This window comes from Geodermatophilus sp. SYSU D00965 (assembly GCF_054050075.1).
Genome location: NZ_JBJGYQ010000007.1, coordinates 96,573 through 120,425 on the forward strand (window position 1 = coordinate 96,573; position 23,853 = coordinate 120,425).

The 23,853-nt window shown below is 75.4% G+C and carries 19 protein-coding genes; 17 read left to right on the plus strand and 2 right to left on the minus strand.

What is annotated here, in order from left to right:
• Positions 1-262: 262 nt before the first annotated feature.
• A complete protein-coding gene (gene glgX / locus ACI789_RS08675; RefSeq protein WP_457008051.1) occupies positions 263-2,401 on the minus strand; it encodes a glycogen debranching protein GlgX in 2,139 nt (712 codons plus the stop codon).
• Between the two features lie 75 nt (positions 2,402-2,476).
• Between glgX and ACI789_RS08680 the strand changes: the two genes are divergently transcribed.
• The 16 genes from ACI789_RS08680 to ligA all read left to right on the plus strand — a co-directional run bounded on the left by ACI789_RS08680 (position 2,477) and on the right by ligA (position 22,497).
• Entirely contained in the window at positions 2,477-3,268 is a 792-nt protein-coding gene (locus tag ACI789_RS08680; RefSeq protein ID WP_456918553.1) for an ABC transporter ATP-binding protein, read from the plus strand.
• Between the two features lie 74 nt (positions 3,269-3,342).
• Complete coding sequence (locus ACI789_RS08685) at positions 3,343-4,989, plus strand: hypothetical protein (RefSeq protein WP_457008054.1); 1,647 nt, start codon at positions 3,343-3,345, stop codon at positions 4,987-4,989.
• 102 nt (positions 4,990-5,091) lie between these two features.
• Complete coding sequence (locus ACI789_RS08690) at positions 5,092-6,633, plus strand: NAD(P)/FAD-dependent oxidoreductase (protein ID WP_457008056.1); 1,542 nt, start codon at positions 5,092-5,094, stop codon at positions 6,631-6,633.
• A gap of 121 nt (positions 6,634-6,754) precedes the next feature.
• Entirely contained in the window at positions 6,755-8,266 is a 1,512-nt protein-coding gene (locus tag ACI789_RS08695) for a glycosyltransferase family 39 protein (RefSeq protein ID WP_457008058.1), read from the plus strand.
• Positions 8,267-8,336: 70 nt separating this feature from the next.
• The gene (locus ACI789_RS08700; protein ID WP_457008060.1) at positions 8,337-9,122 is read left to right on the plus strand and encodes an enoyl-CoA hydratase/isomerase family protein; all 786 of its coding nucleotides are present in this window, start codon (positions 8,337-8,339) and stop codon (positions 9,120-9,122) included.
• 172 nt (positions 9,123-9,294) lie between these two features.
• Positions 9,295-10,425, plus strand: coding sequence for an extracellular solute-binding protein (locus tag ACI789_RS08705; RefSeq protein WP_457008062.1), 1,131 nt, complete (start codon positions 9,295-9,297; stop codon positions 10,423-10,425).
• The gene (locus tag ACI789_RS08710) at positions 10,401-11,357 is read left to right on the plus strand and encodes an ABC transporter permease (RefSeq protein WP_457008064.1); all 957 of its coding nucleotides are present in this window, start codon (positions 10,401-10,403) and stop codon (positions 11,355-11,357) included. The genes ACI789_RS08705 and ACI789_RS08710 overlap by 25 nt, the downstream gene beginning before the upstream one ends.
• Positions 11,354-12,241: an ABC transporter permease subunit gene (locus tag ACI789_RS08715; protein ID WP_457008066.1), complete on the plus strand. Its 888-nt coding sequence runs from the start codon at positions 11,354-11,356 to the stop codon at positions 12,239-12,241. The genes ACI789_RS08710 and ACI789_RS08715 overlap by 4 nt, the downstream gene beginning before the upstream one ends.
• Positions 12,238-13,356 carry an ABC transporter ATP-binding protein gene (locus ACI789_RS08720; RefSeq protein ID WP_457008068.1) on the plus strand — a complete coding sequence of 373 codons (1,119 nt, stop codon included), beginning with the start codon at positions 12,238-12,240 and terminating at the stop codon, positions 13,354-13,356. The genes ACI789_RS08715 and ACI789_RS08720 overlap by 4 nt, the downstream gene beginning before the upstream one ends.
• Positions 13,357-13,478: 122 nt before the next feature.
• Positions 13,479-14,258, plus strand: coding sequence for an electron transfer flavoprotein subunit beta/FixA family protein (locus ACI789_RS08725; protein WP_457008070.1), 780 nt, complete (start codon positions 13,479-13,481; stop codon positions 14,256-14,258).
• A gap of 33 nt (positions 14,259-14,291) precedes the next feature.
• A complete protein-coding gene (locus ACI789_RS08730) occupies positions 14,292-15,257 on the plus strand; it encodes an electron transfer flavoprotein subunit alpha/FixB family protein (RefSeq protein ID WP_457008072.1) in 966 nt (321 codons plus the stop codon).
• Between the two features lie 110 nt (positions 15,258-15,367).
• Positions 15,368-16,798 carry an MFS transporter gene (locus ACI789_RS08735; RefSeq protein WP_457008074.1) on the plus strand — a complete coding sequence of 477 codons (1,431 nt, stop codon included), beginning with the start codon at positions 15,368-15,370 and terminating at the stop codon, positions 16,796-16,798.
• Positions 16,795-17,991: a cysteine desulfurase family protein gene (locus ACI789_RS08740; protein WP_457008076.1), complete on the plus strand. Its 1,197-nt coding sequence runs from the start codon at positions 16,795-16,797 to the stop codon at positions 17,989-17,991. Before ACI789_RS08735 ends, ACI789_RS08740 begins: the two co-directional genes overlap by 4 nt.
• Positions 17,991-19,079, plus strand: coding sequence for a tRNA 2-thiouridine(34) synthase MnmA (gene mnmA, locus ACI789_RS08745; RefSeq protein WP_457008078.1), 1,089 nt, complete (start codon positions 17,991-17,993; stop codon positions 19,077-19,079). Before ACI789_RS08740 ends, mnmA begins: the two co-directional genes overlap by 1 nt.
• A 159-nt stretch (positions 19,080-19,238) precedes the next feature.
• Positions 19,239-20,276, plus strand: a complete 1,038-nt coding sequence (locus ACI789_RS08750) for a methionine synthase (protein ID WP_457008079.1) — start codon at positions 19,239-19,241, stop codon at positions 20,274-20,276.
• A 58-nt stretch (positions 20,277-20,334) separates the two neighbouring features.
• Entirely contained in the window at positions 20,335-22,497 is a 2,163-nt protein-coding gene (gene ligA / locus ACI789_RS08755; RefSeq protein ID WP_457008081.1) for an NAD-dependent DNA ligase LigA, read from the plus strand.
• A 91-nt stretch (positions 22,498-22,588) separates the two neighbouring features.
• Here the strand turns inward: ligA and ACI789_RS08760 are convergent, their stop codons facing one another.
• Positions 22,589-23,260, minus strand: a complete 672-nt coding sequence (locus ACI789_RS08760) for an ACT domain-containing protein (protein WP_457008083.1) — start codon at positions 23,258-23,260, stop codon at positions 22,589-22,591.
• Between the two features lie 206 nt (positions 23,261-23,466).
• On the opposite strand from ACI789_RS08760, the gene gatC reads away from it, so the two are divergent.
• Complete coding sequence (gatC, locus tag ACI789_RS08765) at positions 23,467-23,853, plus strand: Asp-tRNA(Asn)/Glu-tRNA(Gln) amidotransferase subunit GatC (protein ID WP_457008085.1); 387 nt, start codon at positions 23,467-23,469, stop codon at positions 23,851-23,853.

Here is a 23,853-nt window from a genome sequence, read left to right on the forward strand (position 1 = left end):
CGGTCCTCCGGACCGCACCGCGGCCACGTGCCGTGCCCGGCCCGGCGTGGAGCCCCTGCCCGTGTCCGGTCGGGGACCCTGCGGGCCCGCGACCGGTCCACCCCGGCTGAGTGCCGTCCCCGAGCCTCGGATCCCCTGCGGAGCCGGGGCTCGGGTCGTGCTCGGCGCCCATTGCCGGCCTGGCTCGCGGAGTGCGGGCCCTGCAGGACCGGCACTGCGCGAGAAACGCCCACAACGGCGGGCCCCGCAACAGCGGACAGCGTCAGGGGCGGCGCAGCACCCGCAGCAGCCACACGGTGCGCGGCGGCATCTCCAGCGGTCCGGGGGCGACCACGGCCGGCCGCGGCGGCGCCCCGGTCGGGTACTCCGTCGAGACGACGAACTCGTAGCCGTCGGCCCACGGCGGGCCGGGCAGGTGCACGGTCACCGGGGCCGGGCCGGCGTGCAGTTGCACCAGGTAGGAGTCGTCCTGCACCGGCCGGCCGCGCTGGTCGCGGTGCCGGATGCCGCGGCCGTCGAGGTACATGCCGATCGTCTGCAGCCCGACGTCGAACCAGTCCGCGGTGCTCAGCTGGTGCCCGGCGGGGTGGAACCACGCGAGGTCGCGGGTGCCGCCGGTGCCCGGGATCTCGTGGCCCTCGAAGAACGCCTCCTGGCGCAGCACGGGGGAGGACCGCCGCAGCTCCACCAGCCGGGAGACGAACGCGAGCAGGTCCTCGTCGACGGACTTCCAGTCGATCCAGGAGACCTCGTTGTCCTGGCAGTAGGCGTTGTTGTTGCCCTCCTGCGTCCGGCCGATCTCGTCTCCGGCGGTCAGCATCGGCACGCCGGTCGACAGCAGCAGGGTGGTCAGGTGGTTGCGCACCTGCCGGGCCCGCAGCGCGGTGACCTCCGGGTCGTCGCTGGGGCCCTCCACGCCGCAGTTCCAGTTGCGGTTGTGGCTCTCGCCGTCCCGGTTGTCCTCGCCGTTGGCCTCGTTGCGCTTGCGCTGGTAGGTGACCAGGTCGGCGAGGGTGAAGCCGTCGTGCGCGGTGACGAAGTTGATGCTGGCGAAGGGTCGCCGCCCGTCGGAGCGGTACAGGTCCGAGGAGCCGGTCAGCCGGTAGGCGAGGTCGCGGACGCCGACGTGCGCCCCGGACCACACGTCCCGGACCGTGTCGCGGTACTTGCCGTTCCACTCGGTCCACAGCGGCGGGAAGTTGCCCACCTGGTAGCCGCCCTCGCCGACGTCCCACGGCTCGGCGATCAGCTTCACCTGGCTGACCACCGGGTCCTGGTGGACGACGTCGAAGAAGGCCGACAGCCGGTCGACGTCGTGCATCGAGCGGGCCAGCGCCGCGGCGAGGTCGAACCGGAAGCCGTCGACGTGCATCTCGGTGACCCAGTACCGCAGCGAGTCCATCAGCAGCGCCAGCACCGGGGGACGGCGGACGTCGAGGGTGTTGCCGCAGCCGGTGTAGTCCGTGTAGCGGGACGGGTCGCCGCCGTCGAGCCGGTAGTAGCCGCCGTTGTCGATGCCCTTGAACGACAGCGTGGGACCGGTGTGGTCGCCCTCGGCGGTGTGGTTGTAGACCACGTCGAGGATGACCTCGATGCCCGCGGCGTGCAGCGTCTTGACCATCGCCTTGAACTCGGTGACCTGCTGGCCGGCGGTGCCCGAGGAGCTGTAGGCCGCGTGCGGGGCGAAGTACCCGAGGGTGTTGTAGCCCCAGTAGTTGGTCAGGCCGCGGCGCAGCAGGTGCGGTTCGCTGACGAAGTGGTGCACCGGCAGCAGCTCGACCGCGGTGACCCCGAGGGCCTGCAGGTGCTCGGTGAACGCGGGGTGGGCCAGGCCCGCGTACGTGCCGCGCAGCGCGGGCGGCACCTGGGGGCAGCTCATGGTCGCGCCCTTGACGTGCACCTCGTAGATCACCGTGTCCGCCCACGGGGTGCCCGGCCGCCGGTCGCCGTCCCACGGGAACGGGTCGTGCACCACCACGCCGCGGGGCACGTGCGGAGCGGAGTCGTGGGGGTCGGGCAGGGCGGTGTCGAACGCGGCGTCGGTGTAGCCGAACAACGCCGGGTGCAGGGTCAGGTCGCCGTCCACGGCTCGGGCGTAGGGGTCCAGCAGCAGCTTGGCCGGGTTGTGGCGCAGCCCCGAGCCGGGGTCGTAGCCGCCGTGCACCCGGTAGCCGTAGCGCTGGCCCGGGCCGATCCCGGGCAGCCGCGCGTGCCACACCTGGTGGGTGGTCTCCTGCAGCCGGTGGCGGTGCTCGGCGCCCTCGTCGTCGAACAGGCACAGGTCGACCGCCTGCGCGCCGGCCGACCACAGCGCGAAGTTGGTGCCGGTCCCGTCCCAGGAGGCGCCCAGGGGGCTGGGGGAGCCGGGCCAGACCTCGAGTTCGTCCGGGCTGCTGCGCACGGGGTCGATCCTGACAGCACGCGGGCCGGTCGGGTGGCACGTCGGCGGGGTCGGGCGGGTTGGTTGGATGGAGGTGTGTCGAGCGAGCCGGTCGTCGAGATTCGCGGTGTGGACGTCGTCCGGGGGCAGACCCACCTGCTCCGCGGGGTCGACTGGACGGTGCACGAGGACGAGCGCTGGGTGGTGCTCGGTCCCAACGGCGCGGGCAAGACGACGCTCCTGCAGCTGGCCGCGGCGCACATGCACCCCACGCGCGGCACGGTCACGCTGCTGGGCGAGACGCTCGGTGCGGTCGACGTCTTCGAGCTGCGGCCGCGGATCGGGCTGACCAGCGCCGCGCTGGCCAACCGCATCGAGCCCTCCGAGCGGACCGGCGACGTGGTGCTCTCCGCCGGGTACGCGGTGGTCGGCCGCTGGCGGGAGCGCTACGACGTCCACGACCTGACCCGCGCGGCGATGCTGATGCAGCAGTGGGGCGTCACGCCGATGGCCCACCGGCCGTTCGGGACGCTGAGCGAGGGGGAGCGCAAGCGGGTGCAGATCGCCCGTGCGCTCATGCCCGACCCCGAGCTGCTGCTCCTCGACGAGCCCGGCGCCGGCCTCGACCTCGGTGGCCGCGAGGACCTGGTCAGCCGCCTGTCGGACCTGGCCCGCTACCTCTACGCCCCGGCGCAGGTGCTGGTCACCCACCACGTCGAGGAGATCCCGCCGGGCTACACCCACGCGCTGCTGCTGCGGGGCGGCCAGGTGGTGGCCCGCGGGCCGGTCGAGCAGGTGCTCACCCGGGAGGCGCTGTCGGAGACCTTCGGGCTGGCGCTGCAGGTCCAGCGGGCCGACGGCCGCTGGACCGCCCGCCGCGCCGCCTGATGAGGGTCCCCCTCCTGCCCGCCCCCCGCAGGGTCGGGGTGGCGGCCTGGAGGGGGCCGTGGAGCGGGCGCAGGGTGCTCGTCGCGGTGCTGCTCGCGGCGGGCTTGGCGGTGCAGCTGGCTCCGCTGGTGGCCTTCCCGACGGTCCTGAGCCAGGACGGCCCGGCGCACGTCGCGGGGGCCTGGGCGCTGGTGCACCGCGGGGACGACGGTGCCGTGGGCGCGGCGCTGCGGGAGCACTACCGGGTCGACCTCACCCCCGTGCCCAACATGGCCGCCACGCTGCTGCTGGCGGGCCTGCTGCAGGTCGTCGGGCCGGACGCCGCCGAGCGGCTGCTCGTGGCGGGGATCGTCGCCGGCCTGGTCGCGGCGCTGGCCTACGCCGTGCGCGGGGTGTCCCCGCGGGCCGGCTGGCTGGCGGTGGTGGCGCTGCTGTTCGGCAGCAGCCACCTGCTGGCCTACGGCTTCTACAACTTCACGCTCGGCGTCATCGGCGCGCTGCTCGTCCTGGGCGTCGCCCTCCGCCGGCGGTCCGGGTGGTCCCCGCGCGCGGTGGCGGCCCTCGCGGTCCTGTCCGTGCTGACCTGGAGCGCGCACCTGCTGCCGTGGGTCGTGGGCGTCGGCGGCGTCCTCCTGCTGGCGGTGGCCCGGGCCGGCGCGGACGTGCGCGGTGGGACGCCGGTGCTGCCCGCCGTCCGCCGGCACCTGGCCCCGGCCGGTCTCGCCGTCCTGCCCGGTGTGCTGCTCACCGCTGCCTACCTCGCCACGGGGGACGGACCGCCGGCCACGCCGGAGGGGGAGCCCTCCACGGAGCGGCTCGAGGCGCTGCTGGTGGGGGAGCGGCCGTTCCTGACCGGCTGGGGGGTCGACGGCGTCCCCGACCTCGCCCGCGCCGCCGCCCTGGCCGCGATGGTGGCGCTGCTCGTGCTCGCGGTGCTGGCGCTGCGCCGTCGGGCGCCCGACGAGACCGGCCGCGAGGCCGACCGCGCGGCCCTGGCGGTGCTGCTGGTCGGCGCGGTCCTCGCCGTCTGCCTGACGCCGGAACGGCTGGGCCCCGACTTCGGCTTCCTCGTCGGGCGGCTGGCCTGGTTCCCGCCGCTGCTGCTCGTCCTCTGGGCGGCGACGCGGCCACCCACCCGGGTGCTGGCCGCCGTCCTCGCCGCCGTGCTGGCGGTGTCGGCGTCGGCCGGCGCGCTGGCGCGGGTGCCGGCGCAGGCCGTGGCGGCCGACGAGGTGGCGGAGCTGCTGTCGGTGGCCGGGACCATCGAGCCCGGGTCCAGCCTCGTCGTCCTGCAGTACAGCCGCTCGGCGGCGGCCCCCGAACGGGGCACCCCCGACCCGCTGCGCCACGAGTCGAGCCGGCTGGCCGTGCGCAGCGGCTCGGTCGACGTGGGCCACTACGAGGCCGCCGAGGCGTACTTCCAGGTCGAGTTCCCGGCCGGCTCCTCGCTGCGCAGCCGGCTGGACCCCTCGCTGCACGGCCTGGAGCGCCTCCCGCCGGCCGTCGACCTCCCCGCCGTCCGCGGTGATCTGGACTACGTCGTGGTGCTGGGGCTGGACCGGGCCTCGGCCGAGGCCCGAGGATCGCAGCGGACCTGGGACGTCGAGGCCGAGCTCGCCGCCCACTACCGGCCCGTCGCGACCTCCTCGCCGACCGGGCTGGTGACGGTGTGGCGGGCCGGCGGCGACGGGTCCGGGACGGGTGCAGGTGGCGCCGGCTGAGCTGGTTTCTTTCCGCATCGGTTCCGGGTAGGGCGGGGCGGTCGCTGCCGGAGAGCTGGTGGGCGCGGCCCCGCGGGGGGCAGGGAACGAGGCGGAGGACGCGTGCGCGGACCACAGGCGGACACCGGACCACACACCGTCGTCGTGGGGGCAGGCCCGGCCGGCCTGACGGCCGCGCACGAGCTCACGAGCCGGGGCCTCCCGGTCACCGTGCTCGAGGCGGACACCGTCGTCGGGGGCATCAGCCGCACCGTGGAGCGGGACGGCTGGCGCTTCGACATCGGGGGGCACCGCTTCTTCACGAAGGTGCCGGCCGTCGAGCGGTGGTGGCACGAGATGCTCGACGACGACGAGTTCCTCTCCCGCCCCCGGCTGTCGCGGATCCACTACGCGGGGCGGCTGTTCGACTACCCGCTGCGGCCGCTCAACGCCCTGCGCGGCCTCGGCCCGGTGGAGGCGGTCCGCTGCCTGGCCTCCTACGTGGCGGCGCGGCTGCGGCCCCCGCGCGACCAGAGCCACTTCGAGGGCTGGGTCTCGGCGCGCTTCGGGCGGCGGCTCTACGGCATCTTCTTCAAGACCTACACCGAGAAGGTGTGGGGGATCCCGGCCACCGAGATCCAGGCCGACTGGGCCGCGCAGCGGATCAAGGACCTGGACCTGTGGCGGGCGGTGCTGCACGCGCTGCGGCCGACCTCCGGGCCAAGGATCACCACGCTCATCGACCGCTTCCAGTACCCCCGCACCGGCCCGGGCCTCATGTGGGAGCGGACGCTGGAGCGGGTGCGGGAGGCCGGCGGCCGGGTGCAGCTCGGCGCCCGCTGCACCACCGTCCACCGGGACGAGCGGGGCGTGGTGGCGGTCAGCACCCGCTCGGAGGCGCCCGGTCCGCACGCCGCGGAGCCCGACGAGCGGATCCCGGTCGACCACCTCATCTCCTCCATGCCGCTGCCCGAGCTGGTCCTCGCGATGGACCCGCCCGCGCCCCCGCACGTCCGGGAGGCCGCCGAGGGGCTGTCGCACCGCGACTTCCTCACCGTCGCCCTCGTCGTGCCCCAGGAGGCCGGCTTCCCCGACAACTGGATCTACATCCACTCCCCGGAGGTCCGTGTGGGGCGGATCCAGAACTTCGGCAGCTGGTCGCCGTTCCTCGTCAAGGACGGGCGGACCTGCCTCGGGCTGGAGTACTTCGTCGACGAGGGCGACGAGCTCTGGGACAGCGACGACGAGACGCTGGTCGCGCTGGGCACGCGGGAACTGGCCCAGCTCGGCCTGGTGGCTGCCGACCGGGTGGAGCGCGGGTTCGTGGTGCGGATGCCCAAGGCGTACCCGGTCTACGACGCGGGCTACGACGAGCGGGTCGAGGTCATCCGGGCGTGGCTGGCCGAGGCGGTGCCCAACGTGCACCCCGTGGGGCGCAACGGCATGCACAAGTACAACAACCAGGACCACTCGATGGTGACGGCGATGCTGACCGTCGAGAACATCGTCGACGGAGCCGCGCACGACGTGTGGGCGGTCAACGTCGAGGAGGACTACCACGAGGGTGGTGCGGCGTCGCAGTCCTCCGCCGGGCAGGGGAGCGTGTCGGCCGGGACCGGCCGGGCGGCTCCCGTCCTGCCCCGCCGCCGGCCGCGTGCCGCCTAGTCCGCCTTCCGCAGGGGCGTCGCCCGCCGCGCCACAGCAGGCCGCGCCGGGCGACCGGGGCGAGGTCCGCCCGGAGCCGCCGCGGGTGCGTCTCCGGCGGGGGGCGCGGTCCCGGGCGCCGGTGCTCCCGACGCTGCTGGCCGCCCTGGTGGCTGCCGCCGTCCTGGTCGGCGCCGGCGCCCGTTTCGTGGCCCCGTCGGACCTGTGGCTCGACGAGGCGCAGAGCGTCGCGATCGCGCGCCTGCCGCTCCCGGAGCTGTTCACCGCGCTGCGGGAGGACGGCTCGCCCCCGCTGTACTACCTGCTGCTGCACGGCTGGATCGCGCTGTTCGGCCAGGGTGCGGGCGCGGTCCGCAGCCTGTCGGCGCTCATCGGCCTGCTGACGCTGCCGCTCGCGTGGGTCGCCGCGCGGCGGATGGCCGGTCGGCGGGTGGCGGTCGCCCTGGTGGTGCTGCTGGCCACCTCGCCGTTCGTCATCCGCTACGCGGCGGAGACCCGCATGTACGCGCTGCTGGTGCTGCTCGCCGTGCTGGGCGGGCTCGCCGCGCACACCGTCGTCCGCCGGCCCGGGCCGTGGCCGGTGGTGGGGCTGGGGCTGGTCACCGGCGCCCTGCTGCTCACCCACGTCTGGGCGTTCCACCTGGTCGCCGCGACCGGGCTGCTGGCCCTGGCCGCGCTGCGCGCGCGGCCGCGCCCCGCGCTGCGGGTGCTGGCCGGCCTCGCCCTGGGCGGACTGCTGTACCTCCCGTGGCTGCCGACCCTGCTGTTCCAGCTGGCCCACACCGGCACGCCGTGGGCGCAGGCGCCGGGGCTGTCCGCCCTCCCGATCGCGCTGGAGGCCTGGCGCGGGGGCTTCGAGGTGCGTGCCCACGTCCTGGGGACGGCGATGGTGCTGCTCGCCGCGCTCGGGGCGCTCGCCGTCGGCACCGGCCGCGCGGGGAGCCCCACCGTGGTGCTGTCGCTGCGCCCCCGGCCGTCCCGCGCCGCGCTGCTGGTCCTGTCGCTCGGCACGCTGGTCATCGCCGGTCTGGTCAGCCGGGCCACCGGTACCGCCGTGCACGCCCGGTACACCAGCGTGGCGGTGGTGCCCTTCCTGGCGCTGGTCGCCCTCGGCCTGGCCGCCCTGCCGACCGCCCGCGCCCGGCTGGGTGGGCTGGTCCTGGTGGCCGCGCTCGGCCTGGCCACGGCACTGCCGCACCTGACCGACCCCCGGACCCAGGCCGGCCAGGTGGCCCGCGCCCTGGCCGACGCCCGGCCCGGCGACGTCGTCGTCTTCTGCCCCGACCAGCTCGGCCCGTCGGTGGCCCGCCTGGTGCCCCCGGAGCGGGGGCTGGACCTGGTCGTCTACCCGGACCTGCGCCCGGCCGACCGGGTCGACTGGACCGACTACGTCGACCGGGTGCGGGGGACCCCGTCGGCGACCGTCGCCGCGGAGGTGCTCGACCGCGCCGGGGGAGCGGGGATCTGGGTGGTCACCGGCCGGGGGTTCCGGGTGCCGTCCGCGCAGCGGTGCGGGGACCTGGTCGACGCCCTGGCCGCCGTCCGGGGGGAACCGGAGCGGCTGGTCTCACCCGACGTGTCGGTGCCGGAGAACATGCGGCTGCAGCACCTCGCGCCGGCACCGGGGGGCTGAGCGGGCGGCCCCTCCGACCCGCTGGCTAGGGTTCGGCGACGACGTCGTCCCAGCCCGCCGGAGGACCGCCATGGCAGCGCCGGAGTTCGTGACCCTGCAGGTGACCGAGGGGGTGGGCACCATCCGCCTCGACCGGCCGAAGATGAACGCGATCGACGAGCAGTTGCACCGGGAGGTGCGCGCCGCGGCCATGGAGGCGGGTGAGCGCGACGACGTCCGGGCGGTGGTGCTCTACGGCGGGGAGCGGGTCTTCGCCGCCGGCGCCGACATCAAGGCCATGGCGCGGCTGGACGGGGCCGGCATGACCGCCTGGGGCCGGGAGCTCACCAACTCCTTCACCGCGGTGCAGCACATCCCCAAGCCGGTCATCGCCGCCATCACCGGCTACGCCCTCGGCGGCGGGTACGAGCTGGCGCTGTGTGCTGACTTCCGGGTGATGGGGGCCGGTGCGAAGGTCGGCCAGCCGGAGATCCTGCTCGGCGTCATCCCCGGCGCGGGCGGGACGCAGCGGCTGGCCCGCCTGGTCGGGCCGGCCAAGGCCAAGGACCTGGTGTTCACCGGCCGGCACGTCGGCGCGGAGGAGGCCCTGGAGCTGGGGCTGGCCGACGCCGTCGTCCCCGACGAGGAGGTCTACGACACCGCGGTGGCGATGGCGCGCAAGTTCGCCGCCGGCCCGCCGCTGGCCCTCGCGGCGGCCAAGCGGGCCATCGAGGAGGGCCTGGACCGGCCGCTGGAGCAGGGGCTGGCCCTGGAGACCGAGCTGTTCGCCGGGCTGTTCGACACCGAGGACCAGAAGACCGGGATGCGCTCGTTCCTGGAGAACGGGCCGGGCAAGGCGACGTTCAGCGGTCGCTGACCGGCCCCGGGCGTTCCCCGGACCGTTCCCCGCCGTCGGCGTCGGCCACCCCGCGCGGACACCCTGGCTCTGGAACCATCCCGGCAGACCGTCCGCGGCGCCCCGCCGGGGTGCCGCGGTCCCGACCTGGAGGAGACACGTGCAGCGCAGCGCCCTGAGGAGACCCTCGCCCGTGCGGACGGCGGCGGCCGCGGCCGCCGCGGTCCTCGCACTGGCCGGATGCGGGGGTGGGGACGACGGCGCCGGCGGCGGGGGCGGCGGCACCGAGGCGGCCGCCGCCACCTCGCTGGCCGACTTCGGGGACCTCGACGCCCTCGTGGCGGCGGCCCAGGCCGAGGGCCAGCTCAACGTCATCGCGCTGCCGCCGGACTGGGCCAACTACGGGGAGGTGATCGCCGCCTTCGAGGACGAGTACGGCATCACCGTCAACAGCGCGCTGCCCGACGGCTCGAGCCAGGATGAGCTCAACGCGGTGACCAGCCAGCGGGGGCAGGACCGCGCCCCCGACGTCCTCGACCTGGGGACCGCCTTCGCCCGCCAGGCCCAGGCGCAGGACCTGCTCGCGCCCTACCAGGTGCAGACCTGGGACGAGATCCCCGAGGACCAGAAGGACCCCGAGGGCCACTGGTACAACGACTACGGCGGCTACGTCTCCATCGGCTGCAACGCCTCGGTCATCGACCAGTGCCCGACCAGCTTCGCCGAGCTGCTCGATCCGCGGTACGCCGGCCAGGTCGCGCTCAACGGCAACCCGACCCAGGCGGCGGCGGCCTTCGCCGGGGTCTGGGCGGCGTCCCTGGCCAACGGCGGCAGCCTCGACGACATCGGCCCGGGCATCGACTTCTTCCGGCAGGTGAAGGACGCCGGGAACTTCAACCCGGTGGAGATCACCCCGGCGACGATCCTCAGCGGCGAGACCCCGCTGTCCATCGACTGGGACTACAACAACGCCGCGCTGACCGACGACCTCGCCGACCAGGGCGCCGAGTGGCAGGTCGCCGTCCCCAGCGACGGTCTGTTCGGCGGCTACTACAGCCAGGCGATCAGCAAGTTCGCCCCGCACCCGGCCGCCGCGCGGCTGTGGCAGGAGTTCCTCTACAGCGACCAGGGGCAGAACCTCTGGCTGAACGGCGGCGCCCGGCCGGTGCGGCTGCCCACCATGCAGGAGGCGGGCACGGCCGACGCCGACGCGCTGGCGGCCCTGCCGCCGGTCGAGGGCACCGCGGACTTCCCGACCCGGGAGCAGGAGACCGCTGCTCAGCAGGTGGTCGCCGAGCGGTGGAACGCGGAGATCTCCGGCTGAGCACCACGACGAGCACCCCGGTCCGGGACGGCGACCCCGCGGTCGCCGCCCCGGACCGCGCGCGCGTGCGGGGCGGCGGACGGGCCCGGCTGCTGACCTGGCTCGGCGCGGTGCCCTTCTTCGTCTACGTCGCGGTCTTCCTCGTGCTGCCGATCGGCGTCCTCGCGGTGGAGGCGTTCCGGGTGACCGACCCGGTCACCTTCGAGGAGAGCTGGTCGGCGGCGAACCTCGGCGCGATCACCGAGGGCGCCTACCGGCGGGCCTACGTCGGCAGCCTGGAGCTGTCGGGGGTCACCGCCGTCCTGGGCGCCGTCCTCGGCCTGGCGCTGGCCGTCGCGGTGCTGCGCGCCCGTCGGGGCCGGCTGCTGCGCCGGCTGGTGCTCACCGCCTCGGGCGTGCTGGCCAACTTCGGCGGCATCCCGCTGGCCTTCGCCTTCATCGCCACCGTCGGCAACGCCGGCGTGGTCACAGCGCTGCTCACCGACACCCTCGGCTGGTCGGGCTTCTCGCTGTACTCGATGGCCGGGCTGGCGCTGGTCTACCTGTACTTCCTGGTGCCGCTCATGGTCCTGACGATCACCCCGGCGCTGGAGGCGCTGCGCCCGCAGTGGCGGGAGGCGGCCGACAACCTCGGCGCCAGCGGCTGGCAGTACTGGCGCTACGTCGGCGGCCCGGTGCTCGCCCCGCCGGTGATCGGGGCGACGATGCTGCTGTTCGCCTCGGCGTTCGCCGCCTACGCCACCGCCCGCGCGCTCGTGGGCAGCAGCATCCCGCTGGTCACCCTGCAGATCGCCGACGCGCTGTCGAGCAACGTCGTCGTCGGCTCGGAGAACCTCGGCAAGGCCCTGGCCCTGGGCATGGTCGTGCTCATCGGCCTGGTCATGGCCTTCTACGCCTGGGTGCAGCGGCGCACCCAGCGGTGGCTGTCGTGACGTCGCTGACGACGGCCGGCGTCGCCGGGGCCGGCGGGGTCGCGCCCGACGCGCCGGTCCGGGCCGGCCGGCGCGGGACGGGGGCGTGGCGCTGGGCCGTGCTCGCGCTCGCCGCCCTCTACTTCCTGGTGCCGATCGCGGCGTCGGTCTGGTTCACGATCCGCGACCGCGGCGCGGGCGGCCTGACGGCGGAGAACTACACGAGCATCCCGACGGCGGAGGGGTTCGGCGAGACCTTCGGGCGCTCGCTGGCCATCGCCGTCCTCACCGTGCTGCTGTCGCTGCTGCTGATGGTGCCGACGGTCGTCCTCGTCGAGCTGAGGCTGCCGAGACTGCGGACGACGGTGGAGCTGCTCACCCTGCTGCCGCTGGTGCTGCCGCCGATCGCGCTGGTCGTCGGGGTGCGCAGCGTGCTGGCCTGGGCGCCCGACCACTTCTTCGGCACCCCGCTGGCCGAGGCGTTCTTCGCCCTGCAGCGCCCCGCGCTGCCGTGGATCCTCGTCCTCGTCTACGTCGTCCTGGCGCTGCCGTTCGTCTACCGGGCGCTGGACGCCGGCCTGCGCGGCACCGACCTGCGCACCCTGACCGAGGCCGCGCGCAACCTCGGCGCCTCCTGGCCCCGGGTCCTGGTCTCGGTGGTGCTGCCGGTGCTGCGGACCTCGGTGCTCAACGCGTCGTTCCTGACCCTGGCCCTGGTGCTGGGGGAGTTCACCATCGCCCAGATCCTCGGCTTCCGGACCTTCCCCACGTGGATCCTGGAGATCTCCGGGTCGCGGCCGCAGCTGTCGGTCGCCGTCTCGGTGCTGTCGCTGGCGATCACCTGGGTGCTGCTGCTGCTGATCTCCGCGCTGGACCGCCGGCGGACGGGGAAGGAGTCCGCATGACCACCACTCGGTTGCCGGCGGCCCGGGTCGCCGCGGCCCCGGCCGACCTGCGCGAGCGCCCCGGGGTGGCCGTGCGCCTGGCGGGCGTGACCCGCCGCTACGGCTCGGTCGTGGCCCTCGACGGGCTCGACCTCGACATCGCCGGGGGCGAGCTGCTGGCGCTGCTCGGGCCGTCCGGCTGCGGCAAGACGACGGCGCTGCGGGCCATCGCCGGGTTCGAGCGCCCCGACGCCGGGCGGGTGCTGCTCGACGGGCGGGACGTCACCGACGTGCCGGCGAGCAAGCGGGACATGGGGATGGTGTTCCAGGCCTACAGCCTGTTCCCGAACCTGACCGTGGCCGACAACGTGGCGTTCGGGCTGCGCGTCCGCCGGCGGGGGAGGGCCGAGCAGCGCCGGCGCGCCGCGGAGCTGCTCGAGCTGGTCGGGCTGGCCGACCGCAGCGGCCACTACCCGCACCAGCTCTCCGGGGGCCAGCAGCAGCGGGTCGCGCTGGCCCGGGCGCTCGCCGTCGCCCCCCAGGTGCTGCTCCTCGACGAGCCGCTGTCGGCGCTGGACGCCCAGGTCCGCGTGCAGCTGCGCGAGGAGATCCGCCGGATCCAGCTCGAGCTGGGGATCACGACCGTCTTCGTCACGCACGACCAGGCCGAGGCGCTGTCGGTGGCCGACCGGGTCGGCGTGCTGCGCCGGGGCCGGCTGGAGCAGGTCGCCTCGCCCGACGAGCTCTACGAGCGCCCGGCGACCGCCTTCGTCGCCGAGTTCGTCGGCACCATGAACCGGCTGCCCGCGGAGCCGGCCGGGCGCGAGGTGGCGCTGCTCGGCGTCCGTCGTCCGGTCGCCGGGTCGCTGCCCCCGGCCGGTCCGGTGGTCGCCCTCGTGCGGCCCGAGTCGCTCGCGGTCACCGCCGACCCCGACGGCGTCGGCCGGGTGGTCACCCGGACCTTCTCGGGTGCGGTCACCCGGCTGGCGGTCGCGCTGCCCGGCGACGTCGAGGTGGCCGTGGACGTCGCCAGCGCCGACAGCGCCGACCTGCTGCCCGGCGCCGCGGTGACCGTCACCCCCGCGGAGCGGCCGGTCCTGGTCGTGCCCGCGGAGCCCGCACACGAGGCCCCCTGACCGACGTGACCGGGGTCACCCGGACCCGGCCGGGCCGCTCCGTTACCCGGCGGTAACCTCCACTATCGAGCAGGCGGGCGCCGACCCGCGACGCCGACCCCAGCGCGGAGGTACGTCTGACGATGGACATCGTCGTTCTGGTCAAGCAGGTCCCCGACTCCGGGAGCGAGCGCACCCTGGACGCGGCGGACAACACCGTCGCCCGGGGGAGCGCGGACAACGTCGTCAACGAGATCGACGAGTACGCCCTCGAGGAGGCCCTGCAGCTCAAGGAGGCCCACGGCGGTGAGGTCACGGTCCTGACCGTCGGGCCGGACTCGGCCGCCGACGCGATCCGCAAGGCGCTGTCGATGGGCGCGGACAAGGCCGTGCACGTCTCCGACGAGGCCATCCACGGCTCGTGCGCGGTGCAGACGTCGGCGGTGCTGGCCGCGGCGCTGTCCCAGCTGTCCTACGACATCGTGCTGTGCGGCGCGGAGTCGACCGACGGCCAGATGTCGGTGATGCCGGCGCTGCTGTCCGAGCGGCTGGGCATCCCGCAGCTGTCGGGCGCCCGCGCTCTCACCGTCGACGGCGGGGTGGCGAAGGTCGAGCGGCAGACCGACGGCGGCTACTGGGCGCTGGAGGCGCCGCTGCCGGCCATCGTGTCCACCTGGGACACCATCAACGAGCCGCGCTACCCCTCCTTCAAGGGGATCATGGCCGCGAAGAAGAAGCCGGTGGAGAAGAAGACGCTGGCCGACCTGGGGGTCGACCCCGGCACCGTCGGCCTGGCCACCGCGACCAGCCAGGTGCTCGACTTCGCCGGCCGGCCGCCGAAGGGCGCCGGGGTGAAGGTCACCGACGAGGGCGACGGCGCGCAGCAGCTGGTCGACTTCCTCGCCGGCCAGAAGATCGTCTGACCCGGACCGATTCGAAGGAGAGAGGCAATCCCCATGGCTGAGGTCCTGGTCCTCGTCGAGCTCAACCCCACCGGTGACGGCGTCCGCAAGACCACGCTGGAGGCGCTGACCGCCGCCCGCGCACTGGGTGAGCCCTCCGCGGTCGTCGTCGGCGCGCCCGGCTCCGCCTCCGCCGCGAAGGCGCAGCTGGCCGAGTACGGCGCGGCGAAGGTCTACGTCGCCGAGTCGCCGGAGGTCGACGAGTTCCTCGTCGCGCCCAAGGCCGAGGTGCTCGCGCAGCTGGTGACCTCGACGTCCCCGGCCGCGGTGGTCGTCCCCTCCTCGCAGGAGGGCAAGGAGGTCGCCGCCCGGGTCGCGGTCAAGACCGGCAGCGGCTTCCTCACCGACGTCACCGAGATCGCCGCCGACGGCACCGCGACCCAGGTCGCCTTCGCCGGCGCGACGATCGTGCACTCGCGCGTCACCACCGGGACGCCGATCTACACCGTCCGCGGCAACTCGGTCACCCCCGAGCCCGCCCCGGCCGCCGCGGCCGAGGAGCAGGTGACCGTGCAGCTCTCCGACGCGGCGAAGGCCACCCGGGTGGTCGACCGCGTGGTCGAGCAGAAGTCCTCACGGCCGGAGCTGACCGAGGCCTCGATCGTCGTCTCCGGCGGCCGCGGCGTGGCCTCGGCGGAGAACTTCTCCATCATCGAGGCGCTCGCCGACTCCCTCGGCGCGGCCGTCGGCGCCTCCCGCGCGGCGGTGGACTCCGGCTTCTACCCGCACACCTTCCAGGTCGGGCAGACCGGCAAGACCGTCTCGCCACAGCTCTACATCGCCGTCGGCATCTCCGGCGCGATCCAGCACCGGGCCGGCATGCAGACCTCGAAGACGATCGTCGCGGTCAACAAGGACCCCGAGGCCCCGATCTTCGAGCTGGCCGACTTCGGCGTCGTCGGCGACCTCAACACCGTCGTCCCGCAGGCCACCGAGCTGATCACCGCGCGCCGCGGCTGAGCGGTCGCAGGCCGCGATCGGGCGCCGCTCCCTCACCGGGGGCGGCGCCCGACGTGTGTCCGGGGTCCGGGAAGCCGTGGCCGCGGGTGACGGTTGGCGGAGAGGTGGACGTGGCGGAGAGCGGAGCGGGGCTGTTCGACCGTCGGCACCGGTTGCCGACGGCCGGGCTGCTCCTGCTGGTCACCCTCGTCGCGTTCGAGGCCATGGCCGTCGGGACGGCGATGCCGACGGTGGTCGCCGAGCTCGACGGGCTGGCCTGGTACGGCTGGCCGTTCACCGCCTACCTGGTGGCCTCGGTCGTCGGGATGGTGGTGGGCGGCGAGCTCGGCGACCGGCGCGGCCCCCGGACGGCGCTGGTCGCCGGCGTCGCCGTGTTCGGCGCCGGGCTGCTCGCCGCTGGCCTGGCCGGGACCATGGCGCTGCTGGTGGCCGCCCGCGTCGTGCAGGGTCTCGGCGGCGGGCTGATCGCGGTCTCGCTCTACGTCGTCGCGGGGCAGGCCTACGAGGCCGCACTGCGGCCCCGGCTGTTCGGCGCCATCTCCGCGGCCTGGGTGCTCCCGGCGCTGGTCGGTCCGCTGGTCGCCGGGCTGGTCACCACGCACGCCAGCTGGCGCTGGGTGTTCCTCGGCCTGCTGCCGCTGGTCGCGGTGAGCCTGCTGCTGGTGCTGCCGGCGCTGCGGGACCTCACCGCGCCGGGGGACGTAGCCGCGCCGGGGGACGTGGCCGCGCCGGCGGCGTCGGGCGCCCCGGGCGGGCGGGCCCGCACGGCCTGGGCGGCGCTGGCCGGGGTCGGGATCGGCGCCCTCCAGGTCGCCGGCCAGCGGCTGGACCTGGCCGCCGTGGCGCCGGCCGTCGGAGGGCTGGTCGCGCTCGCCCTCGGGCTGCGGCGGCTGCTGCCCGCCGGCGTCGTCCGCGCGCGGGCCGGGCTGCCGGCCGTCGTCGGCGCCCGCGGCCTGCTGGCCGGGGCGTTCTTCGGGATGGACGTGCTGCTGCCGCTCGCCCTCACCCAGCTGCACGGCTTCAGCCCCACCGCCGCCGGCCTGCCGCTGACCGCCGGTGCGGTCGGCTGGGCGACCGCGTCGCAGCTGCAGGGCCGCCACCCCGCGGTGTCCCGGGGCCGGCTGCTGCGCGCCGGCTTCGCGCTGCTGGCCGTGGGCGTCGGCGCCAGCGCGCTGGTCGCCGTCCCGGGGGTCGGCGGGTGGCCGGCCTACCTGACCTGGGCGGTCGCCGGGTTCGGCATGGGGCTGGGCATGCCCAGCGTCGGCGTGCTGCTGCTCGCGCAGTCGCCGGAGCACCGGCGGGGCGCGGACTCGGCGGCGTTCCAGATCGCCGACGTCACCGGGTCGGCCCTGTGCGTCGGGCTGGTCGGGGTGCTCGTCGCCGCGGCCACCGCGGCGCTGCTGCCGCTGCCGGGCGCGGTGGGCGTCGCCGCGGCGGCCCTCACCGGGCTGGCCGTCGTCGGCGCGGTCGTGGCCCCGCGGGCGGCCGCCCCGGCCGGGGAGGCCGCCGGCTCGCCCGCGACTACTCTTGCTGCGTCATGACCTACCTCGACCACGCGGCGACCACGCCGGTGCTGCCCGAGGTGCTCGCTGCGATGACCGAGCAGCTGGGCCGCGTGGGCAACGCCTCCTCGCTGCACGCCAGCGGCCGCGCCGCGCGGCGCGCCGCCGAGCAGTCCCGTGAGCGGCTGGCCGAGGCCCTGGGCGCCCGGCCGTCGGAGGTGCTCTTCACCGGCGGCGGCACCGAGAGCGACAACCTCGCGGTCAAGGGGCTGTTCTGGGCCCGTCGCGACGCCGACTCCCGCCGCCGCCGGATCGTGGTCAGCCCCGCCGAGCACCACGCCGTCCTCGACAGCGTCGAGTGGCTGGCCAAGCACGACGGCGCCGACGTCACCTGGCTGCCCGTCGAGTCCACCGGCCGGGTGTCCCCGGAGGCGCTGGCCGCAGCGCTTGGCGACGGCGAGGACGTCGCGGTGGCCAGCGTCATGTGGGCCAACAACGAGATCGGCACGGTGAGCGACCTGGCCGCGCTGGCCGAGGTCGCGCACGCCGTCGGCGTCCCGCTGCACACCGACGCCGTGCAGGCCGTCGGGCAGGTGCCGGTCGACTTCGGGGCCAGCGGCGTCGACGCGCTGACCATGACCGGGCACAAGCTGGGCGGCCCGATGGGCGCCGGCGTGCTGCTGCTGCGCCGCGACGCCGAGTGCACCCCGCTGATGCACGGGGGCGGGCAGGAGCGCGACGTGCGGTCGGGGACCCTCGACGTCGCCGCCATCGTCGGGCTGCAGGTGGCCACGACGACCGCCGTCGGCACCCGCGCGGAGCGGGCCGTGCGGCTGGCGGCGCTGCGCGACCGGCTCGTGGCCGGGGTGATGGCGCAGGTGCCCGACGTGCAGCTCAACGGCGCCCCGCTGGACGACGCCGTCGCGGGCGGCCCGGGCCGGCTGCCGGGCAACGCCCACCTGTCCTTCCCGGGCGCGGAGGGCGACGCGCTGCTCATGCTGCTCGACGCCCGCGGGGTGGAGTGCTCCACCGGGTCGGCCTGCAGCGCCGGCGTCGCGCGGCCCAGCCACGTGCTGCTGGCCGTGGGCGCCGACACCGACCGGGCCCGCAGCTCGCTGCGCTTCTCCTTCGGGCACACGTCGGCCGACGCCGACGTCGACGCGGTGCTCGAGGTGATCGGGCCGGTGGTGGAGCGGGCGCGCCGGGCCGGCCTGGGGCGAGGGGACCGCTAGTGCGCCTGCTCGCCGCGATGAGCGGCGGCGTGGACTCGGCGGTCGCGGCGGCCCTGGCCGTGGACGCCGGGCACGACGTCACCGGGGTGCACCTGGCGCTCTCGCCGGACCGGCAGACCCTGCGCAGCGGAGCCCGCGGCTGCTGCAGCGTCGAGGACGCGCACGACGCCCGGCGGGTCGCCGACGAGCTCGGCATCCCGTTCTACGTCTGGGACCTCGCCGAGCGGTTCACCGAGGACGTCGTAGAGGACTTCGTCGCCGAGTACGCCGCCGGGCGCACGCCCAACCCCTGCCTGCGCTGCAACGAGAAGATCAAGTTCGCCGCGGTGCTCGACCGGGCGCGGGCGCTGGGCTTCGACGCCGTCGTCACCGGCCACCACGCGCGGCTGGCCGGCGGTGAGCTGCGGCGGTCGGTCGACGCCGGCAAGGACCAGTCCTACGTGCTCGCCGTCCTCACGGCCGAGCAGCTGGCCGGCGCGGTCTTCCCGCTCGGGTCGATGACCAAGCAGCGGGTCCGGGAGATCGCCGCCGAGCGCGGTTTCGCCGTCGCGACCAAGGCCGACTCGCACGACATCTGCTTCATCCCGGACGGCGACACCCGCGGCTTCCTCGCCCGGCGGCTGGGGGAGCAGGCCGGCCCGGTCGTCGACGCGGCCACCGGCGCCACGGTGGGGCAGCACGCCGGCACGCACGGCTTCACCGTCGGGCAGCGGCGGGGGCTCGGCGTGGCCGTGGGGGACTCCCGGCCGCGGTACGTGCTCGGCATCGAGCCGGTGACCCGCACGGTCACCATCGGCACCGCCGACCTCACCGGGGTCACCGAGGTGCGTACGGCGGCCCCCACCTGGACCGGCCGGGCGCCGGACCTGCCGTTCCGCGCCGAGGTGCAGCTGCGCGCCCACGGCGCGCCGGTGCCGTGCGAGGCGACCGCGGGGGAGGACGGCGGCCTGCGGCTGCGGCTGGACGCCGAGCAGCGCGGCGTGGCGCCGGGGCAGTCCGCGGTGCTGTACCTGCCCGACGCTCACCGGGGTGACCTGGTGCTGGGCCAGGGCACGGTGGTCGCCACCGCGCGCGCCGTCCCCGCCTGAAGGAGCCCCCCGGCCCCTGAAGTAGGACCCCGGCCCGGCCGCTCGTTGCAGGACCCCGTCCTCCCCACCCCTCGCGAGCTCGGGGCGGTGCCCGGGACGGGGCCGGGACCCTGCCGGGGGCCGGACCCCCGCCGGGGCCGCGCGACTAGCGTCGACGTCGTGGCCTCGCCGATCGACCCCGTCTCGCCCAGCGACCCCACCGCCGACGATCCCGCGACCCCGACCACGTGGGGCCCCGCCACCGGCGTCGGCTCCCTGCCCTTCCCCGATCCCGCCGAGGCGCTGCGGGTCGTCACCGGGGAGCTGCCGGAGTTCCCGCACCTGCCGGAGCTGCCCGGCCGCGGCGCCGGTGCCGACCTGGTCGGGCGCAGCGCCGCGCTGCTGGTCGACCTCGCCGTCGAGCTGACCCCGGCGGGATGGCGGCTGGTGCCGCGTCCGGGGATCGACCTGCGGAGGGCGCAGGAGTTCCTCGCGCGCGACCTCGACGCCCTGCACGACGTCGCCGAGGGCCACGACGGGCCGTTCAAGGTGCAGGCCGCCGGGCCGTGGACGCTCGCCGCCGCGCTGGAGCGGACCCGGGGTGACCGCGCCGTCGTCGACCCGGGCGCGCGCCGCGACCTCGGGCAGTCGCTCGCCGAGGGACTGGCCGCCCACGTGGCCGCCGTTGCCGCCCGGGTGCCGCGGGCCCGCGTCGTGGTGCAGCTGGACGAGCCCTCGGTGCCCGCCGTGCTGCAGGGCGCGCTGCCCACCGTCAGCGGCTTCGGCAAGCTGCCCGCCGTCGCGCCCCCCGTGGTCGAGCAGGAGCTGGCCGCCGTCGTCGCGGCGCTGCCGGTGCCCGTCGTGGTGCACTGCTGCGCGAGCCGCGCGCCGCTGCAGCTGTTCCGCAACGCCGGTGCTGCGGGGGTGTCCTTCGACCTGGGCCTGGTGCAGGACCTCGACGCCGTCGGCACCGCCGTCGACGCGGGCACCTACCTGCTGCCCGGCGTCGTCCCGGGCACCGACACGACCCTGCCGGCGCCGAGGGCGACCGCCTCCCGGGTGCAGGCCTGGTGGCGTGAACTCGGCTTCCCGGCCGATCAGCTGCACACCGCGGTCACGCTCACGCCCGCGTGCGGGCTGGCCGGCGCGACGCCCTCCTACGCCCGGACGGCGATGACCCACGTGCGCGAGGCGGCGCGGTACCTGCTCCCGGAGTGACGCACACGCCTGGGGGAACGACGGGTCGGCTGTCGGAGCTGCCGGATACCGTTTCGCCGTGACCACGGAAGCCGAGCTGGACGAGTCGGTCGACGCCCCGGAGGTGGCCGTCGCCGCCGAGCGGGAGGACCTCACCGAGGTCCCCGACGAGGCGCGCACCCGCCACCGCGACCTCTCCGAGGAGCTCGACCGGTACGCGTTCGCCTACTACGTGCAGGACGCGCCGCTGGTCAGCGACGGCCAGTACGACGAGCGGATGGCCGAGCTCAAGGCCATCGAGGCCGAGCACCCGGCCCTGGTCACCCCCGACTCGCCGAGCCAGAAGGTCAACGGCGGGTTCACCGCGACGTTCGCCCCGGTCCAGCACCTGGAGCGGATGCAGAGCCTGGACAACGCGTTCAGCAGCGACGAGCTGTCGGCGTGGGCCGCCCGCGTCGATCGCGAGGTGGGCACGGCGGCCCGCTACCTGTGCGAGCTGAAGGTGGACGGCCTGGCGGTGGCGCTGCTCTACGAGCGGGGCCGGCTGGTGCGCGCCGCCACCCGGGGCGACGGCGTCACCGGCGAGGACGTCACGGCCAACGTCCGCACGATGCAGGACGTCCCGCAGCAGCTGACGGGGGCGGACGTGCCCGAGCTGCTCGAGGTCCGGGGTGAGATCTACTTCCCGGTCGCCGCCTTCGCCGACCTCAACGCCGCGATCGTGGAGCAGGGCAAGGCGCCGTTCGCCAACCCGCGCAACGCCGCCGCGGGTTCCCTGCGGCAGAAGGACCCCCGCATCACCGCGAGCCGCCCGCTGCGGATGGTCGTGCACGGGCTGGGCGCCCGCGACGGCCTGGCCCCCGAGTACCAGTCGGCCGCCTACGAGCGGCTGCGGGAGCTCGGGCTGCCGGTGAGCTCCCGCTACGAGGTGGTCGACGACCTCGAGGGCGTGTGGGCCTACATCGAGCGATACCGGGAGCAGCGGCACTCGGTGGAGCACGAGATCGACGGCGTCGTCGTCAAGGTCGACCAGATCGCGCTGCAGCGCCGGCTCGGGTCGACGTCCCGCGCGCCGCGGTGGGCGATCGCCTTCAAGTACCCGCCGGAGGAGGCGACCACCAAGCTGCTCGACATCCGGGTCAACGTCGGGCGGACCGGGCGGGTGACACCGTTCGCGTTCATGGAGCCGGTCAAGGTCGCCGGGTCGACGGTGCAGCTGGCCACGCTGCACAACGCGAGCGAGGTCAAGCGCAAGGGCGTGCTGATCGGCGACACCGTCGTCATCCGCAAGGCCGGCGACGTGATCCCCGAGGTCCTCGGGCCGGTGGTGGCCGCGCGCACCGGCGAGGAGCGCGAGTTCGTCATGCCGACGCACTGCCCGGAGTGCGGCACCGAGCTGCGGCCGGAGAAGGAGGGTGACGCCGACATCCGCTGCCCCAACGCCCGCTCCTGCCCGGCGCAGCTGCGGGAGCGGGTGTTCCACGTCGCCGGGCGTGGTGCGTTTGACATCGAGGTGCTCGGCTACGAGGCGGCGATCGCGCTGCTGGACAGCCACCTCCTGCAGGACGAGGGCGACGTCTTCACCCTCGACGAGGAGAAGCTGGAGCGGACGGCGTTCTTCACGAAGAAGGACGGCACGCTCTCGGCCAACGGCCGCAAGCTGTTGGCCAACCTGCAGACCCGCAAGGACGTCCCGCTGTGGCGCGTCCTGGTCGCGCTGTCGATCCGGCACGTCGGGCCGACTGCCGCCCAGGCGCTGGCCCGTGACTTCCGCTCGCTGCACCGGATCGCCGAGGCCTCCGAGGAGGAGCTCGCCGCCGCCGACGGGGTCGGCCCGACGATCGCGCAGTCGGTTCGCGACTGGTTCGCCGTGGACTGGCACCGCGAGGTGGTCGAGAAGTGGCGGGCGGCCGGTGTCCGGATGGCCGACGAGGGCGAGGCGGCCGGGCCCGGGCCGCTGACCGGGATCACCGTCGTCGTCACCGGCTCCCTGCGCGACTACAGCCGCGACCAGGCGATCGCGGCGATCCAGGAGCGCGGTGGCAAGGTCACCGGCTCGGTCAGCAAGAAGACCGGCTTCGTCGTCGTGGGCGCCGACCCGGGGAGCAAGTACGACAAGGCGGTGCAGGTGAAGGCGCCGATCCTGGACGACGACGGCTTCCAGGTGCTGCTCGACGACGGGCCGGACGCCGCTCGCGCGGTGGCCACGATCGGCGACGGCAGCGAGCCCGCGGGGGCCTGACCGCCGGCCGAGCGGCGGTGTCCTCACCGATGGCCCTCCTGCAGGGGCCCGCCGCGAGCCTGCCAGTGGCGGGGGGCAGGAGGGTCCTTCTTCAGGCCGGCGGCAGGTGCGCCACGCTCGCCGCGATCCCGGTGAGGTGCACCAGGCGGAGCAACTCCGACCGCCGATAGGCCGGTCCACCCGACCGCCCGAGCACCACCGCCGTCGCCGGGCTGCCGAACGGGACGGCCATCATCTCGATGGCCATCTCCTGCCACCGTTCGGGCAGCCAGTCGTCGTCGCTGGGCAGCAGCCGCGGCGCGGGCAGCGGCAACCACGGCAACGCCATCCCGTCGAAGGTCGGCGCGGCGTCGGAGGCGGCCAGCACCTCGCAGGCGGTTCCCGCGGCGTCGGCGTACAGCACCGCGGCCCAGCCGCTGTGGAAGACGCGGGGGAGTTCGGCGGCGAGCAGCTTCACTGCGGTGCCGTCGGCGGCCCGGGCCAGCGACTCGAGCAGCTCCAGCTCGCGGTGGGTGTCCAGCGGCCCGGCGAACGGCCGCAGCGACTCCACCTGCACGCCGTCCACGGCCTGGGCGGCGGTGATCAGGCTGTCGGGGAGCCGGTCGGGCGGCAGGTCGACCACGATGTCGTCGACGGCCACGCCGCCGCCGCGCTCGAGCACGTCGACGGAGACGATGTCGATCCCGGCGGTGCCGAGCGCGGTGGCGACGGCGCCGAGGATGCCGGGACGGTCGGGGACGACCAGCCGCAGGAGATAGGACACGGTTCCTCCGTGGCGGGGGTGCGGGCCGATCTCCGTCGATCGCGGGCCCGGTCAGCTTCCCGCATCGACCGGCCGGTGGTCGAGAGGCCCCCTCCGGCACGGAAGGACCCGACCGGCCCTCAGAGGCCCCACGTACAGTGGCGGGGTTGGATCCCGGTCCCCAAGCGGCCCGACGAGACGCCGCCGAAGTGGAGTTCCGCCAGAGCATGAGCACCCCCTCTCCGAAGGAAACCGCCGCCGCGCGGGACGCCGCCGATCCGGCGCCGGGCGCCACCGGCCCCGGGCGCGATGGCGTCGCCGGCCTCGGGCGTGAGGACGTCGCCCACCTGGCGCGGTTGTCGCGGCTGGCGCTGAGCGACGAGGAGCTCGACCACTTCGCCGGTCAGCTGAGCGCGGTGCTCGACGCGGTGGCCCAGGTCGGCAAGGCCGACGTCGAGGACGTCCCGCCGATGACCCACGCGGTCCCGCTGACCAACGTCACGCGGCCCGACGTCGTGATGCCGAGCCTGCCGCGGGACGTCGTCCTCGCCGAGGCGCCGGCGGCGGAGGACGACCGCTTCCGCGTGCCGCAGATCCTCGGGGAGGAGGAGTGA